General features: G+C 69.0%; 12 protein-coding genes. 10 read left to right on the top strand and 2 right to left on the bottom strand.

Annotation, left to right across the window (positions count from 1 at the left end):
* The first annotated feature begins 317 nt into the window (after positions 1-317).
* The 6 genes from OHS16_RS20360 (at position 318) to OHS16_RS20335 (ending at position 7,363) form a co-directional block, all read left to right on the top strand.
* A complete protein-coding gene (locus tag OHS16_RS20360) occupies positions 318-1,346 on the top strand; it encodes an ABC transporter substrate-binding protein (protein WP_328540921.1) in 1,029 nt (342 codons plus the stop codon).
* A gap of 4 nt (positions 1,347-1,350) precedes the next feature.
* On the top strand, positions 1,351-2,196 hold the full coding sequence (locus OHS16_RS20355; RefSeq protein ID WP_328538648.1) for a siderophore-interacting protein: 846 nt from the start codon (positions 1,351-1,353) through the stop codon (positions 2,194-2,196).
* A 134-nt stretch (positions 2,197-2,330) separates the two neighbouring features.
* Positions 2,331-3,770, top strand: a complete 1,440-nt coding sequence (locus tag OHS16_RS20350) for a pyridoxal phosphate-dependent decarboxylase family protein (RefSeq protein ID WP_328538647.1) — start codon at positions 2,331-2,333, stop codon at positions 3,768-3,770.
* Positions 3,760-5,040 carry a lysine N(6)-hydroxylase/L-ornithine N(5)-oxygenase family protein gene (locus OHS16_RS20345; RefSeq protein WP_328538646.1) on the top strand — a complete coding sequence of 427 codons (1,281 nt, stop codon included), beginning with the start codon at positions 3,760-3,762 and terminating at the stop codon, positions 5,038-5,040. The genes OHS16_RS20350 and OHS16_RS20345 overlap by 11 nt, the downstream gene beginning before the upstream one ends.
* A complete protein-coding gene (locus OHS16_RS20340) occupies positions 5,037-5,615 on the top strand; it encodes a GNAT family N-acetyltransferase (RefSeq protein WP_328538645.1) in 579 nt (192 codons plus the stop codon). Before OHS16_RS20345 ends, OHS16_RS20340 begins: the two co-directional genes overlap by 4 nt.
* The gene (locus tag OHS16_RS20335; RefSeq protein WP_328538644.1) at positions 5,612-7,363 is read left to right on the top strand and encodes an IucA/IucC family protein; all 1,752 of its coding nucleotides are present in this window, start codon (positions 5,612-5,614) and stop codon (positions 7,361-7,363) included. Before OHS16_RS20340 ends, OHS16_RS20335 begins: the two co-directional genes overlap by 4 nt.
* A gap of 60 nt (positions 7,364-7,423) precedes the next feature.
* Here the strand turns inward: OHS16_RS20335 and OHS16_RS20330 are convergent, their stop codons facing one another.
* On the bottom strand, positions 7,424-9,061 hold the full coding sequence (locus OHS16_RS20330) for a beta-N-acetylhexosaminidase (RefSeq protein WP_328538643.1): 1,638 nt from the start codon (positions 9,059-9,061) through the stop codon (positions 7,424-7,426).
* 412 nt (positions 9,062-9,473) lie between these two features.
* Between OHS16_RS20330 and OHS16_RS20325 the strand changes: the two genes are divergently transcribed.
* Positions 9,474-9,749, top strand: coding sequence for a hypothetical protein (locus OHS16_RS20325; protein ID WP_328538642.1), 276 nt, complete (start codon positions 9,474-9,476; stop codon positions 9,747-9,749).
* A gap of 26 nt (positions 9,750-9,775) precedes the next feature.
* The gene (glmS, locus tag OHS16_RS20320) at positions 9,776-11,593 is read left to right on the top strand and encodes a glutamine--fructose-6-phosphate transaminase (isomerizing) (protein WP_328538641.1); all 1,818 of its coding nucleotides are present in this window, start codon (positions 9,776-9,778) and stop codon (positions 11,591-11,593) included.
* A 449-nt stretch (positions 11,594-12,042) separates the two neighbouring features.
* On the opposite strand, the gene OHS16_RS20315 is transcribed toward glmS, so the two are convergent.
* On the bottom strand, positions 12,043-12,564 hold the full coding sequence (locus OHS16_RS20315; protein ID WP_328540920.1) for a universal stress protein: 522 nt from the start codon (positions 12,562-12,564) through the stop codon (positions 12,043-12,045).
* 276 nt (positions 12,565-12,840) lie between these two features.
* Here OHS16_RS20315 and OHS16_RS20310 point away from each other — a divergent pair, with 276 nt between their 5' ends.
* Positions 12,841-13,254 carry a hypothetical protein gene (locus OHS16_RS20310; RefSeq protein WP_328538640.1) on the top strand — a complete coding sequence of 138 codons (414 nt, stop codon included), beginning with the start codon at positions 12,841-12,843 and terminating at the stop codon, positions 13,252-13,254.
* Between the two features lie 402 nt (positions 13,255-13,656).
* The gene (locus OHS16_RS20305; RefSeq protein ID WP_328538639.1) at positions 13,657-14,865 is read left to right on the top strand and encodes a helix-turn-helix domain-containing protein; all 1,209 of its coding nucleotides are present in this window, start codon (positions 13,657-13,659) and stop codon (positions 14,863-14,865) included.
* Positions 14,866-14,906 lie beyond the last annotated feature (41 nt).

The following is a 14,906-nucleotide window of genomic DNA, read 5'->3' as shown; positions in this document are numbered from 1 at the left end:
TGGACTGCGGAGGCTGTCATGTTAGCTGCGTCACCACGTATTGATCCCCCGTCAACCGGCATTTTTGTCCGGGCTTTGGCCGGAGCGGCCCGCCGTGGGGCGTAGCGGCAACGCTGTCCGATCTCCGGCACGGGCCCGCGCGGGGAGCGTGTGAAGGCCGCCGGACGCGTCGCGTGAACCGGCAGGCGGTCAGGGCCTGGGCATACCCCCGGTCCCGGATGGGGCGACGACACCCTGGACAGAAGGTCAGGTTAGGCTAACCTGACCTGGAAATGACCAGTGGCCGTCCCGGCACGTACGGAAAGCAGAGCCCCGCCATGCCCAATGCCCGAGCGTCCCGCCTCTCCCGTCGCACCATACTCGCCGCAGGCGGCGCCATCGGCGTCGGTGCCGCCCTCAGCGCCTGTGGAAACAGCGACTCGAAGAGCTCTGGCCCGGCGGAGTCGGACTCCGGGCCGTGGTCGTTCAAGGACGACCGCGGGACGGTCGCCAAGGCCGGTTCGACCCCCCGGAAGATCGTCGCCTTCACCGGCACCGCGGCGGCCCTCCACGACTACGGCGTCGAGGTCGTCGGAGTCTTCGGCCCGACCAGGACCAAGGACGGCAAGGCCGATGTTCAGGCGGGGGACCTCGACATCAGCAAGGTCGAGATCCTGGGCAACGTCTGGGGTGAGTTCAATGTCGAGAAGTACGCGGCCCTCTCCCCCGAGCTGCTGATCACCGGTATGTACGACAAGGGCGCGCTCTGGTACGTGCCGGACGAGTCCAAGGACAAGATCCTCAAGCTCGCCCCGAGCACCGCGCTGATGGTGGCGCGGACCTCTATGCCGGCCGTGCTCCAGCGCCACGCGGAACTGGCCGCCTCGCTGGGCGCCGACCTGAAGGCGAAGAAGGTCACCGATGCCAAGACGCGCTTCGAGAAGGCCGCCGCCCGGCTGCGCGCCGCCGCCAAGGCCAACCCGAAGATCCGGGTCCTGATCGGCTCGGCGAGCGCCGACCTGCTGTACGTCTCGACGCCCGAACCGTCCGCCGACCTGCGGTACTTCAAGGAGCTCGGCGTCAACATCGTCGTTCCCGGCAAGGTGGACAAGCAGGGCTGGTTCGAGTCCCTGAGCTGGGAGAACGCCGACAAGTACCCGGCCGACATCATCATGATGGACAACCGCACATCGGCGCTTCAGCCGGCGGCCCTGAAGTCCAAGCCGACCTGGCGCGAGCTGCCCGCGGTCAAGGCAGGCCAGGTCATCCCGCGCTCGACGACCGACCCGATCTTCTCCTACGACAAGTGCGCCCCGGCCCTGGACGCCCTGGCCCAGGCGATCGAGAACGCCAAGAAGGTCGGCTGACCCCATGACGACGGTTGCCACCGCCCCGTTCCGCTTCTTCGGTCTGCACGTCGTACGGACGCGGCGGCTCGGCCCGTCGATGGTCCGCATCACCTTCGGCGGCGAGGACCTCAGGGACTTCGCCGCCGGAGGGCGGGACCAGAGCCTGTCGCTCTTCCTGCCGCACCCCGGGCAGCAGCGGCCTGTACTGCCGGCCGGCGACGACTGGTTCACCGAGTGGCGGGCGCTGCCCGAGAGCGTGCGTGCCGTCATGCGCTCCTACACCGTGCGCGGGCAGCGCCGCGATCCGGACGAGATCGACATCGACTTCGCCCTGCACGACGACCTCGGCGAGGGGGCCGGCAGGCCCGGGCACGGCGGCCCGGCAGGACGCTGGGCCCGGCAGGCCACGCCGGGCCAACAGGTGACCGCGCTCGGTCCCGCTGTCGCCCGGAACAAGGCCGTCCGTTTCCAGCCGCCCACCGGCACCGACTCCGTGCTGATCTGCGCCGACGAGACGGCCCTGCCCGCCGCGGCGGCCACCCTGGAGTGGCTGCCCGCCGGGACCAGGGCGCATGTCTGGCTCGATGTCCGGCACAGCCTGGACCGGCAACCGCTGTTCACCGAGGCGGATGCCCGTATCACCTGGCTGGTCCGGGCCGAGGGCGCGCCGCGGGCCGTCGACGCGGTACGCGCGGCCGCGCTGCCGGGAGCCTCGCCGTACGCGTGGATCGCGGGCGAGGCGGGTGGCGTGCGGGAACTGCGCCGCCACCTGGTCCACGAACGGGGGCTCGACCGCCGCCATGTCACGTTCGTCGGGTACTGGCGGCACGGGCTCAGCGAGGAGCAGTTGCGGGAGACGGCCGCCTGACATCTCCCCGTCCCGGCAGGGGCGTTGAGGCTCGTTGCACCCTCCTCACGAGTAAGTTAGGTTAGCCTTACCTAAGCAACTGGCTCGCCGCCCCACCCCCCGCCACCCCTCTCTTCCTCACCGGAGGACCGTCCATGCGCTCACACCTGCTCAATGACACGACAGCGGAGCAGTACCGCCGCACCGCCACCGCAGCCGTCGAGCGGGTGGCGGCCCACATCGCCTCCACCAAGAGCCCCTTCACCGGCATCACCCCCGACGAGCTCTCCCCTGCCGTGGACGCCATCGATCTGGACAAGCCCCTCGGCGACGCCGGAGCCGCGCTGGACGAGCTGGAGACGGTCTATCTGCGCGACGCGGTCTACTTCCACCACCCCCGCTACCTCGCCCACCTCAACTGCCCGGTCGTCATCCCGGCCGTGACGGCTGAGGCGGTGCTCTCCGCCGTCAACTCCTCCCTCGACACCTGGGACCAGAGCGCGGGCGGCACGCTGATCGAACGCCGGCTGGTCGACTGGACCGCCGGACGGATCGGCTTCGGACCTGCCGCCGACGGGGTCTTCACCAGCGGTGGTTCGCAGTCCAACCTCCAGGCCCTGCTGCTGGCCCGCGAGGAGGCCAAGGCCGCGGACCCCGCGACGCTGCGGGTCTTCACCTCCGAGTGCAGCCACTTCAGCGTCCAGAAGTCCGCGAAACTGCTCGGGCTGCGGCCGGAGGCCGTCGTCTCCATCCCCTGCGACCAGGACAAGCGGATGCGGACGGTCGCCCTCGCCAGGGAGCTCGAGCGGTGCCGCGCCGAGGGTGGTGTGCCCATGGCCGTCGTCGCCACCGCCGGGACCACCGACTTCGGCTCCATCGACCCGCTGCCCGGGATCGCCGAGCTCTGCGCCCAGTACGGCGCCTGGATGCACGTCGACGCGGCCTACGGGTGCGGGCTGCTCGTCTCGCAGCGCCGATCCCGGCTGGACGGCATCGAGCACGCCGACTCCGTCACGGTGGATTACCACAAGTCCTTCTTCCAGCCGGTGAGTTCCAGCGCACTCGTGGTACGCGACGCGGCGACCCTGCGCCATGCGACCTACCACGCCGACTACCTCAACCCGCGCGCCGCCGCCGAGGCCCGCATCCCCAACCAGGTGGACAAGTCCCTGCAGACCACGCGGCGTTTCGACGCACTCAAGCTGTGGATGACGCTGCGAGTGATGGGCGCCGAAGGGGTGGGCCGGCTCTTCGACGAGGTGGTGGACCTCGCCGAGGAGGGCTGGCAGCTCATCGCCGCCGATCCCCGCTTCGACGTGGCCGTCCGCCCCCAGCTCTCCACCCTGGTCTTCCGCTTCATCCCGGAGAACGTCACCAGCCCCGCCCTGATCGACCGTGCCAACCAGTACGCCCGCAAGGCGCTGTTCGCCTCCGGGGACGCGGTCGTCGCGGGCACCACTGTGGGCGGGCGCGCCTATCTCAAGTTCACCCTGCTCAATCCGCAGACCACCGTCGCCGATATCGCTGCCGTCCTCGAACTCCTCGCCGAGCACGCCGGCCAGTACCTGGGAGAGACCCTTGTCCATGCCTCCTGAATCCGGGCCCCGGCAGATCCACGACTTCATCGCCGTCGGACTGGGCCCCTTCAACCTGGGGCTCGCCTGTCTGACCGAACCGGTGGAGGAGCTCAACGGACTCTTCCTCGAATCGAAGCCGGACTTCGACTGGCACAGCGGGATGTTCCTGGAGGGCTCCACCCTCCAGACGCCCTTCCTCTCCGACCTGGTCACCCTGGCCGATCCCACATCGCCCTACTCCTTCCTCAACTACCTCAAGGAGTCGGGGAGGCTCTACTCCTTCTACATCCGCGAGAGCTTCTATCCACTGCGCGAGGAGTTCAACGACTACTGCCGCTGGGCCGCCGCGAAGATCCCCTCGATCCGTTTCGGCGAGACGGTGACCGAGGTGGTGTACGAGGAGCAGGACGAGGTGTACGCCGTCCGGACCGCCGACGGCGCCGTCCACCGGGGACGCAGACTCGTCCTCGGGACGGGCACCCCCGCGTACATCCCGGAGGCCTGCCAGGGCATCGGCGGCGACCTGATACACAACTCCCGTTATCTGGAGGCCAAGAAGTCGCTCCAGGCCAAGGAGTCGGTCACCGTGGTCGGCAGCGGGCAGAGTGCCGCGGAGATCTACTACGACCTGCTCCAGGACATGGACACCCACGGTTACGCGCTGAACTGGGTCACCCGCTCGCCCCGGTTCTTCCCGCTGGAGTACACCAAGCTCACGCTGGAGATGACCTCACCGGAGTACGTCGACTACTTCCACGCTCTCCCTTCCGGGACACGCGACCGGCTCAATGTGTCGCAGAAGAACCTCTACAAGGGCATCAACTCGGAACTGATCGACGCCATCTTCGACCTGCTGTACGCCAAGAACCGGCGCGGGCCCGTCCCGACCAGGCTGCTGACCAACACCAGCCTGGAGACGGCGGGTTACGACCACGGCACCTACACCCTCGGGCTGCGCCAGGAGGAGCAGCAGAAGGACTTCTCGCTCGCCACCCAGGGGCTGGTCATGGCCACCGGTTACAAGTACCGGGTGCCGGAGTTCCTGGCGCCGCTGCACGACCGGATCCGCTGGGACGAGCAGGGGCGCTTCGACGTCCACCGCAACTACAGCATCGACGCCGACCGGACCATCTACGTCCAGAACGCCGAGCTGCACACCCATGGCTTCGTCGCACCCGACCTCGGGATGGCCGCCTACCGCAATTCGTGCATCATCCGCGAACTGCTCGGCGGACAGGAGTACTACCCGGTCGAAAAGGCCATCGCTTTCCAGGAGTTCACCGCATGACCCCGCTCACCATCCGTCCGCTCGACCCCTTCCCGCGCTCGCACCCCGGTGCCGGTGGGGGAAGCCCCGTTTCCGACTGCGAGCTGGTGCTCGGTTGGGTCACCCACCCCAAAGCCGCCTTCTGGCTGATGCAGGACGCCACCCTGCCGGACATCGAGCGGGAGTACATGGCGATCGCCGCGTCCCGGCACCAGGACGCCTTCATCGGACTGCACAACGGCACACCGGCCTTTCTGATGGAGCGCTACGACCCGGCGGAGGTGGAGCTCAAGGGGCTGTACGAAGCCGAACCCGGTGATGTGGGGATGCACTTCCTCGTCGCACCCACCGATACCCCGGTACACGGATTCACCCGCGCGGTGATCACCGCGGTGATGGAGGAGCTGTTCGCCGATCCGGCGACCCGCCGGGTGGTGGTCGAGCCCGATGTCCGCAACACAGCAGTGCACGCGCTCAACAAGGCAGTCGGTTTCGAAGCCGTGCGTGAGATCGCCAAGCCGGAGAAGAACGCCCTGCTGAGCATATGCACCCGCCAGGGGTTCCTGGACCGCAGCAGCGAGGAGACCGGCCGATGACCGCGCACCTGACCCCCGCACTCTGGGCCGAGGCCACCCGCCTGCTCATCCGCAAGGCGCTCGCGGAGTTCTCCCACGAGCGGCTGCTGTCCCCGCAGCCGCTCGGCGACCACACCTACTCCGTGCGCAGCGACGACGGCGGGGGTGAATACCGCTTCAGTGCCCGGCTGTTCGCGCTCGACCACTGGCAGATCCCGGCGGAGTCCATCACCCGGCACCGGGACGGTGAACACCGTGCGCTGGACGCGCTGGACTTCTTCATCGAACTGCGTGACACGCTGGGCCTGAGCGAGAAGGTACTGCCGGTCTATCTGGAGGAGATCTCCTCCACCCTCTCGAGCACCGCATACAAGCTCGGCAAGCCGCAGGTCACGTCGGCCGGACTGGCCGCGGCCGGCTTCCAGGACATCGAGACCGGGATGACCGAGGGCCACCCCTGTTTCGTCGCCAACAACGGCCGCCTGGGATTCAGTGCCCAGGAGTACCTCGCGTACGCCCCGGAGGCCGCGAGCCCGGTGCAGCTGATCTGGCTCGCCGCGCGACGCGACCGCGCGACGTTCACCTCGGGGGCCGGTCTGGACTACGAGTCGCTGGTCCTCTCCGAGCTGGGTGAGGAAACACTGAGGCGGTTCGCCGGCACCATGGCCGGACTCGGCCTCGACCTCGACGCGTACTTCCTGATCCCGGTCCACCCCTGGCAGTGGCAGAACAAGCTGTCCGTCACCTTCGCCGCGGAGGTCGCCCAGCAGCGGCTGGTTCTGCTGGGGCCCGGCGACGACTCCTATCTGGCCCAGCAGTCGATCCGTACCTTCTTCAACACCAGCGCCCCGGCCAAGCACTACGTCAAGACCGCGCTCTCGGTCCTCAACATGGGCTTCATGCGCGGGCTCTCGGCTGCGTACATGGAGGCGACGCCTGCCATCAACGACTGGCTCGCGCACCTCATCGACGGCGACCCGATCCTGAAGGCCACCGGTCTGACCGTGATCCGCGAACGAGCAGCCATCGGCTACCACCACCGGCAGTACGAGGCGGCGACCGCCAAGGGTTCGCCCTATCTGAAGATGCTCGCCGCGCTGTGGCGGGAGAGCCCGGTTCCGTCACTGGAACCCGGCGAGCGGCCGGCCACCATGGCATCGCTGCTGCACACGGACCGGACCGGCGCCTCCTTCGCGGGCGCGCTGATCGCCGAGTCCGGTCTGGAACCTGCGGTCTGGCTGCGGCACTATCTCGAGGCCTACTTCACCCCGCTGCTGCACAGCTTCTACGCGTACGACCTCGTGTACATGCCCCATGGCGAGAACGTGATCCTGGTGATCGAGGACGGGGTCGTGCGCCGCGCGATCTACAAGGACATCGCCGAGGAGATCGCGGTGATGGACCCGGACGCGGTGCTCCCGCCCGATGTGGAACGCATCCGGGCCGATGTACCGGACGGGATGAAGCTGCTGTCGCTCTTCACCGATGTCTTCGACTGCTTCTTCCGCTTCCTCGGCGCGACGCTCGCCACCGAGGGCGTGCTCGACGAGCGGGACTTCTGGGAGACGGTCGCCACCTGCGTCCGGGAGTACCAGGAGTCCGTTCCTCAGCTGGCCGAGAAGTTCCGGCAGTACGACATCTTCGCGCCGGAGTTCGAGCTCTCCTGCCTCAACCGTCTCCAGCTCCGGAACAACCGGCAGATGGTCGACCTCCAGGACCCCGCGGGGGCGCTGCAGCTCGTCGGCACCCTGCGCAATCCGATCGCCTGACCGGGCCGGTGACCCCGGTGCCCGGAGAACGGTCCCTCCGGGCACCGGGGTCACCGGGCGCTAACCGGCCGCCGGCCAGGGCACCTGCGGGGACCGGTAGTAGTGCATGCCGAGTGCGTCCCAGCGCGGGGCCTGTGCCGCGAGCCGGATCCGGTAGGTGTCCCAGTCATGGGTGGCGGCCGGCGACCAGCCGAGCTCCGCGATACCGGGCAGCCGGGGGAACGCCATGATGTCGATGTCCTCGTTGTCGGTCAGTGTCTCCGTCCAGATCGGCGCTTCGACACCGAGGACCGATGCGGCGGGGGCGCCTTCCAGATAGCTGCCGGGATTCCAGTCGTAGGAGCGCCGCACCTCGACCAGCCCCGCCCAGTCCTGCCCGAGCGGTGTGCTCTCCGTGTACTTCATGTCCAGATAGGCGCGGTCCGCGGGAGAGAGGATCAGCCGGGTGCCCGCCTTCGCCGCGTTCGCCACCTGGGTCCGCTCGGCGGCGCCGGTGCCGTCGTAACCCCAGTACTGCGCCACCGCGCCCTTCACCGGGTCCGCGGCGGTCAGCTGGTGCCAGCCGACCACCGTCTTGCCGTACCTGCCGACAACGGCCTGCGCCTTTGCCATGAAGGCGGCGTAGTCCTGCTGGCTCGTCGAGTGGGCCTCGTCACCGCCGATGTGGAGATAGCGGCCAGGGGTCATCGCGGCCAGTTCCCGCACCACGTCGTCCACGAAGTCGTAGGTCACCGCCTTGGGGACACACAGCGAGCTGAAGCCCACATCGGTGCCGGTGTAGAGCGGGGGCGCGACCCCGTCGCAGTTCAGCTCGGCGTACGAGGCCAGGGCCGCATTGGTGTGCGAGGGGAGATCGATCTCGGGGACGACCTCCAGATGACGTGCCGCCGCGTAGCGGACGATCTTCCGGTAGTCGGCCTTGCTGTAGTGGCCACCGCTGCCGCCGCCGACCTCGGTCGAGCCTCCGTAGGCGGCCAGCCGCGGCCAGGAGTCGATGGCGATGCGCCAGCCCTGATCGTCGCTGAGATGCAGGTGCAGTTCATTGATCTTGTAGAGCGCCAGCTCGTCGATGTACCGCTCGACCTGCCCGACGGTGAAGAAGTGCCGTGAGACGTCGAGCATCGCACCGCGGTACGCGTAGCGCGGGACGTCGGTGATGACGCCGCCCGCGACCTTCCAGGGGCCCCGCTGCCGGCCCTTCTCCTCGATGGACGCGGGAAGCAGCTGACGGAGCGTCTGCACGCCGTGGAAGAGCCCGGCCCCCTTGCGGGCCGTGATGGTGACCCCGCGGCGCGAGCTGTCCAGCCGGTAGCCCTCGTCACCCAGTCCGTGGGCACGGGGGTCGAGCCGCAGACGGATGGAGTCGTTGCCGCGCCGACTCCCCTCGCCGACCGGCAGGGCATAACCGGTCGACGGCCTGAGCACCTCCGCCAGGTAGATGCCGGCCTGTCGTGCCTCTCGGGACTCCGCCTGGATGCTCGTCCTGCTGGTGAGGGTGTACGGAGTGCCACCCGGGCGCACCGAGGCGGGCGCGGGTACGACCTGGCCGAGCGGGCGGACAGCGGCCTGGACGAACGGCGGGCCGGGAGATGCGGCCGGAGCCGCTCCGGCTCCGGCCAGGCCGGCCGAGCAGACGAGCAGCAGCGTGCCGAGGAGCCGGGGCACTCCTGCCGACAGTGTTGTTCCGGGCAGTCTCACAAGCGGATTCCCTTCGAGGGGTCTCACCACTGTGGTGCTGGGCAACGAACTGGTCCCATGCGTACCTGACGCCCCAGGTGCGGTCAAGGTATAGACCACTCCTGGTGGCCGGGGGCGGGAATCCGGCTCCCCTGCGCGCCACTGCCGACCGGAGGGGACCGGAGACCCTGTCGCCCGGGCGTCCACGGATCCGGCGGCGGATCGGGGCGGATCGGGGCGGATCGGCGGCGGACGATCGCGATGGGGCGCTGCTCCGGCTGCGGGTCTCGGTGGGTGTATCAGTCGGGCATTCTCGACGCCGAAGAGTTCAAATCAGCCAAACAAGCGATCCCGAAGTGGCTCTAACGCCATCACGTGCCCGATATCGGGCAGAAATCTTGCAAACTATCGCCCGCCACCCCAATATCAACAGGTGCTCGAAAGCCGTCCGTCGTACGACGACCTCATCGACCACCTGGTGCGCAGCACCGCGCTCCAGCGCGGCGAGGCCGCCCGGGTGGTCCTTGACGTACTGGCGTACTTCGACGAGACGACGGAGGAGTTCGTCCGCAGGCGTCATCGCGAACTGCAGACCCGCGGACTGACGAACCCGGACATTTTCCAGCGGATCTCGGACGAGCTGCCTCATCGTGCAGTGGCACCGCCCGAGCTCTCCCTGCGGCAGTTGCGCCGCATGATCTACGGCTAGTACGGACGAGGGGCTGAAGAAGCGATATGTGCGGAATCGTCGGATACATCGGCAAGCGTGATGTGGCACCACTGCTGCTGGAGGGGCTGCAGCGACTGGAGTACCGGGGTTACGACTCCGCGGGGATCGTCATCTCCTCCCCCAAGGCCGCCGCTCTGAAGATGGTCAAGGCGAAGGGCCGTGTCCGCGAGCTCGAGGCCCGCATCCCCAAGCGTTTCGCGGGGACCACCGGTATCGCCCACACCCGCTGGGCCACCCACGGCGCCCCCAGCGACGCCAACGCCCACCCTCATCTGGACGCGTCCGGCAAGGTCGCCGTGGTCCACAACGGGATCATCGACAACGCGTCCGAGCTGCGGGCCAGACTGACCGCTGACGGGGTGGAGTTCCTCTCCGACACCGACACCGAGGTCCTCACCCACCTCATCGCGCGCTCGCAGGCGGAGAAGCTGGAGGAGAGGGTCCGCGAGGCCGTCCGGCTGATCGAGGGCACCTACGGCATCGCGGTGCTGCACGCCGACTTCCCCGACCGCATCGTCGTCGCCCGCAACGGCTCCCCGGTCGTGCTCGGCATCGGCGAGAAGGAGATGTTCGTCGCCTCCGACGTGGCGGCCCTGGTCTCGCACACCCGCCAGGTCGTCACACTCGACGACGGCGAGATGGCCACGCTCAAGGCGGACGACTTCCGTACGTACACGACGGAGGGTTCGACCACCTCGTCGACGCCGACCACCGTGGAGTGGGAGGCCGAGTCGTACGACATGGGCGGCCACGACACGTACATGCACAAGGAGATCTCCGAGCAGGCCGAGGCAGTCGACCGGGTGCTGCGCGGCCGTATCGACGACCGGTTCTCCACGGTGCACCTGGGCGGCCTCAATCTGGACGCCCGTGACGCGCGGGGCGTGCGCCGGGTGAAGATCCTGGGCTGCGGGACCTCGTACCACGCGGGCCAGATCGGTGCTCAGCTGATCGAGGAGCTGGCCCGGATCCCCGCGGACGCCGAGCCCGCTTCGGAGTTCCGCTACCGCAACCCGGTGGTGGACCCCGACACGCTGTATGTCGCGGTGTCGCAGTCCGGTGAGACCTACGACGTGCTGGCCGCGGTGCAGGAACTGAAGCGCAAGGGCGCCCGCGTACTCGGTGTGGTGAACGTCGTCGGCTCGGCCATCGCCAGGGAGACCGACGGCGGGGTCTACGTCCACGCAGGACCCGAGGTCTGCGTGGTCTCCACCAAGTGCTTCACCAACACGGTGGTTTCCTTCGCGCTGCTCGCCCTTCACCTGGGCCGGATCCGCGACCTCTCGGTGGCGGACGGCAAGCGGATCATCGCGGGGCTGCGGAAGCTGCCTGCCCAGATCTCCGAAATCCTGGACAGCGAGAGCGATATCGAGAAACTGGCCGCGGAGTACGCCGACGCCAAGTCGATGATGTTCATCGGCCGGGTGCGCGGCTACCCGGTCGCCCGTGAGGCCTCGCTGAAGCTCAAGGAGGTCTCGTACATCCACGCGGAGGCCTACCCCGCATCGGAGTTGAAGCACGGCCCGCTGGCACTGATCGAACCGGCGATGCCGACCGTCGCCATCGTTCCCGACGACGACCTGCTGGAGAAGAACCGGGCGGCGCTCGAGGAGATCAAGGCGCGCGACGGACGGATCCTCGCGGTCGCCCACCAGGAGCAGCCGAAGGCCGACCACACGATCGTGGTGCCCAAGAACGAGGACGAGCTGGACCCGATCCTGATGGGGATTCCGCTGCAGCTCCTCGCCTACCACACGGCACTGGCACTGGGCCGGGACATCGACAAGCCGCGTAACCTCGCGAAGTCGGTCACCGTCGAGTAGACCACTTTCGACAGGTCCGCTTCACCGTCCGCGGCCACCACACGTCGGCACCGCACGCGCGTGCACACGCGTGAAGGCGGCCCCCGCACACGCCACCATGCGCGCGGGGGCCGCCTTCCGGTATGCCGGTGCCGCCCAGCACCGGCCTGCAGCCACTCAGCCGGCGGCCGTCACTCCCCGGCCGGCGGCGCGCCCGGGAAGGGATTCGGGCCCTTCGGCTGCGGTGAGACTGTTGCCCCGGCGACACGTATGTACCCTTCACAAAGGCACAATCCACCCCTACGCGTCGGTAGTTTTACCGGCTGTGCAGCAGGGACCCGGTCACGCCGGCCGCCGCCGGAACGGCTGCGCTCCTCGGATCCGGCCCGCGCCCTTCGGCCTTCCGGCGGCTCCACGGCGTCCTGCGCGGCGCGAAGCCACCGCGCTCCGCGGCGGGGGTCAGCGGGGTGCTACGGGATGACGATCACGGGCCGCTGGGCGCGCCGCGCGAGCCGCCCGGCCACGGATCCGAAGATCCGGCCGACGATCCCGTGGGTCGACCCCACGACGATCCCGTCGGCCGAGTACTCACGGCCGACTTCCTCCAGCTCATGGCAGATGTCGCCGCCCCGCTCCACGAGGATCCAGGGCACCTCGGTCAGATAGTCCGCACAGGCGAGCTCCAGACCGAGCACTTCCGTGCGGTGGTCCGGCACATCCACGAAGACCGGGGGCTCACAGCCCGCCCACACGGTGGTCGGGAGGCGGTTGGCGACATGGACGATGATCAGTCCTGAACCCAGCCGCACGGCCATCCCGATGGCATACGCAAGGGCCCGCTCGCTGGAGGTCGAGCCGTCGAAGCCGACGACGACCCCGTGTCTGAAAGCGGGATCACAGGACTGACGTGGTTCTTCCGCCGCATGGAGGTCGGCCGAGGTGTCGGCGATCTGCTTGCGGTCCGCGGGTTCGGAGTGTTCGTAACCGGCCATCGGCATCTCGGCGAAGAAGATCCTCTTGGGAGGGAACGGCACCTGGCGATGGAGCTGTGTCCGGGAATCATCTTCCCAAGCCCATACCCCCAGGGTACGGCGACACTCCTTTCATGCCCAGTGCCCGCCGATGTACTCCGGCGTTCCAGGGAGCATGCCCGAGCAGGCCGGGGAATGGCAATGCCAGTTGGCATCTACAGCTTCCCGCTCCAGTGACCGGAGACGGCAACCGGCCGTTGGCAGGGAGTCACCCCGACGTCTCCCAGGGAGCAGCGCGTGCCCGCATCGCCGACCCGTCCCGACCCCGCACGCGCCGGCCGCACGGAGTCACGCCGCCCGGTCGCACCGCCGTCCGTGCCGCCTTCCGTGCCGCCTTCCGCACGCCCCGGTCCGCCCCCCGGACCCTCGTCGGGCTCGGCGAACGACGTGGTGCGCTGGGCGGCCTTCTGCTGCGTCCTGGTCCCCCTGGTGCTGCTCGTCCACGGGTCGGGCATCGGGGACTCGGTCCTGACCGGTTCGGGACTCGTCGCGGTGACCGCGGCCTGCCGGCTGCTGCTGCGTCAGTCGGAGCGCGGCGCCGCCAGGTCGGCCGGCCGGCCCGGCTCACACCGGCGTACGCAGCACGGATGGAATGGCCGGGGGGCGCACAGGGGCGCCCGTCGGCCCGACGAAAGTGCGCCGGTGAACTGACTGATTCGCACAGGTGCTCCCGTTACTTTTCAGCCAACTTCTCGGTAGGGCCCCAACCTTGGCGGAACGGTACGCCAACCCCCGTGCCACCTGCGATGAAAGGACCACAGCGGGCGCTCGCACCCTACGGGGACGGGCCATGCACGGAACGCCCACTTCCCTGAGAGCGCCCGGAGTGAAACGCTTCGTGATCGAATGCTTCGCGCCAAGTTGCCTTGTCGACATAGTGCCGTCCGTCGAACTTGTCACGCCGGCACCACACGACACAGTAGATTCGATCATGAGTAAAACGGCGGGGGATCTCGTGCTGGACCGAGGGGCCGTGACGATTAGAGGCAGTGTGCAGGAGCGACAGTCCCGACAAGAACAGGGAGCCGCGAGCACCGAGGGGGGCTTAGCACCATGAGCCAGGGCCAGGACTCCACCGCCGCACCGGAGGCAGCGAGGAAGCTCTCCGGGCGCCGCCGCAAGGAGATCGTCTCCGTGCTGCTCTTCAGCGGCGGCCCTATATTCGAGAGTTCGATTCCGCTCTCCGTTTTCGGTATCGACCGGCAGGACGCCGGAGTTCCCCGTTACCGGCTGCTGGTGAGCGCGGGTGAGGACGGACCGCTGCGGACCACCGGCGGGCTCGAACTCACCGCGCCCTACGGCCTGGAGGCGATCAGCAGGGCAGGGACGGTGGTGGTGCCCGCCTGGCGCTCGATCACTTCGCCACCACCACCCGAAGCGCTGGACGCTCTGCGCCGCGCCCACGAGGAGGGCGCACGCATCGTCGGGCTGTGCACCGGAGCGTTCGTCCTTGCCGCGGCCGGGCTGCTGGACGGACGGCCCGCCACCACGCACTGGATGTACGCGCCGACGCTGGCCAAGCGCTACCCGTCCGTGCATGTGGACCCACGTGAGCTCTTCGTCGACGACGGCGACGTCCTGACCTCGGCGGGCACCGCGGCAGGCATCGATCTCTGCCTGCACATCGTCCGTACGGACCACGGCGCCGAAGCCGCGGGAGCGCTGGCCAGACGGCTGGTCGTGCCGCCGCGCAGAAGCGGCGGGCAGGAGCGCTATCTCGACAGGTCTTTACCTGAGGAGATCGGCTCCGACCCCCTCGCGGAGGTCGTCGCCTGGGCGCTGGAGCACCTTCATGAGCAGTTCGACGTGGAGACCCTGGCCGCCCGTGCGTACATGAGCCGTCGCACCTTCGACCGCCGCTTCCGCTCGCTGACCGGCAGCGCCCCGCTGCAGTGGCTGATCACCCAGCGGGTGCTCCAGGCTCAGCGTCTGCTCGAAACCTCCGACTATTCGGTCGACGAGGTGGCGGGCCGCTGCGGCTTCCGCTCACCGGTGGCGCTGCGCGGCCACTTCAGGCGCCAGCTGGGCTCGTCCCCGGCCGCCTACCGGGCTGCGTACCGGGCGCGGCGGCCGCAGGGCGAAGGGGTGGTGATGGCCGCCCCGGTCCCGGAGACCGTTCCGCAGGCCCGCCGCACGGCGGCTGCGGGCGCGTTGCCGGGGCCGGCCGCGACCGCGTCCGTACCGCTGGATCCGGGCAAACCGAACTCGGATTCCTTCGCTGCCGGGCGCCCGACGGTGCCGGGCCAGCGGAGCGCGCCCTAGCGGATGGCGTCCGGTCGGGCCTCGGCCCGGCCCGACCGGGC

This window comes from Streptomyces sp. NBC_00344, from assembly GCF_036088315.1.
Classification (GTDB): domain Bacteria; phylum Actinomycetota; class Actinomycetes; order Streptomycetales; family Streptomycetaceae; genus Streptomyces.
This window is presented reverse-complemented; position numbering and strand designations above follow the sequence as displayed.

Excerpts from the sequence above, each read along its gene's own strand:
- OHS16_RS20360 (WP_328540921.1), top strand. The coding sequence starts at position 318 with ATGCCCAATGCCCGAGCGTCCCGCCTCTCCCGTCGCACCATACTCGCC.
- OHS16_RS20315 (WP_328540920.1), bottom strand. The coding sequence starts at position 12,564 with ATGGCCGGTTACGAACACTCCGAACCCGCGGACCGCAAGCAGATCGCC.
- OHS16_RS20355 (WP_328538648.1), top strand. The coding sequence starts at position 1,351 with ATGACGACGGTTGCCACCGCCCCGTTCCGCTTCTTCGGTCTGCACGTC.
- OHS16_RS20350 (WP_328538647.1), top strand. The coding sequence starts at position 2,331 with ATGCGCTCACACCTGCTCAATGACACGACAGCGGAGCAGTACCGCCGC.
- OHS16_RS20305 (WP_328538639.1), top strand. The coding sequence starts at position 13,657 with ATGAGCCAGGGCCAGGACTCCACCGCCGCACCGGAGGCAGCGAGGAAG.
- OHS16_RS20345 (WP_328538646.1), top strand. The coding sequence starts at position 3,760 with ATGCCTCCTGAATCCGGGCCCCGGCAGATCCACGACTTCATCGCCGTC.
- glmS (WP_328538641.1), top strand. The coding sequence starts at position 9,776 with ATGTGCGGAATCGTCGGATACATCGGCAAGCGTGATGTGGCACCACTG.
- OHS16_RS20335 (WP_328538644.1), top strand. The coding sequence starts at position 5,612 with ATGACCGCGCACCTGACCCCCGCACTCTGGGCCGAGGCCACCCGCCTG.
- OHS16_RS20340 (WP_328538645.1), top strand. The coding sequence starts at position 5,037 with ATGACCCCGCTCACCATCCGTCCGCTCGACCCCTTCCCGCGCTCGCAC.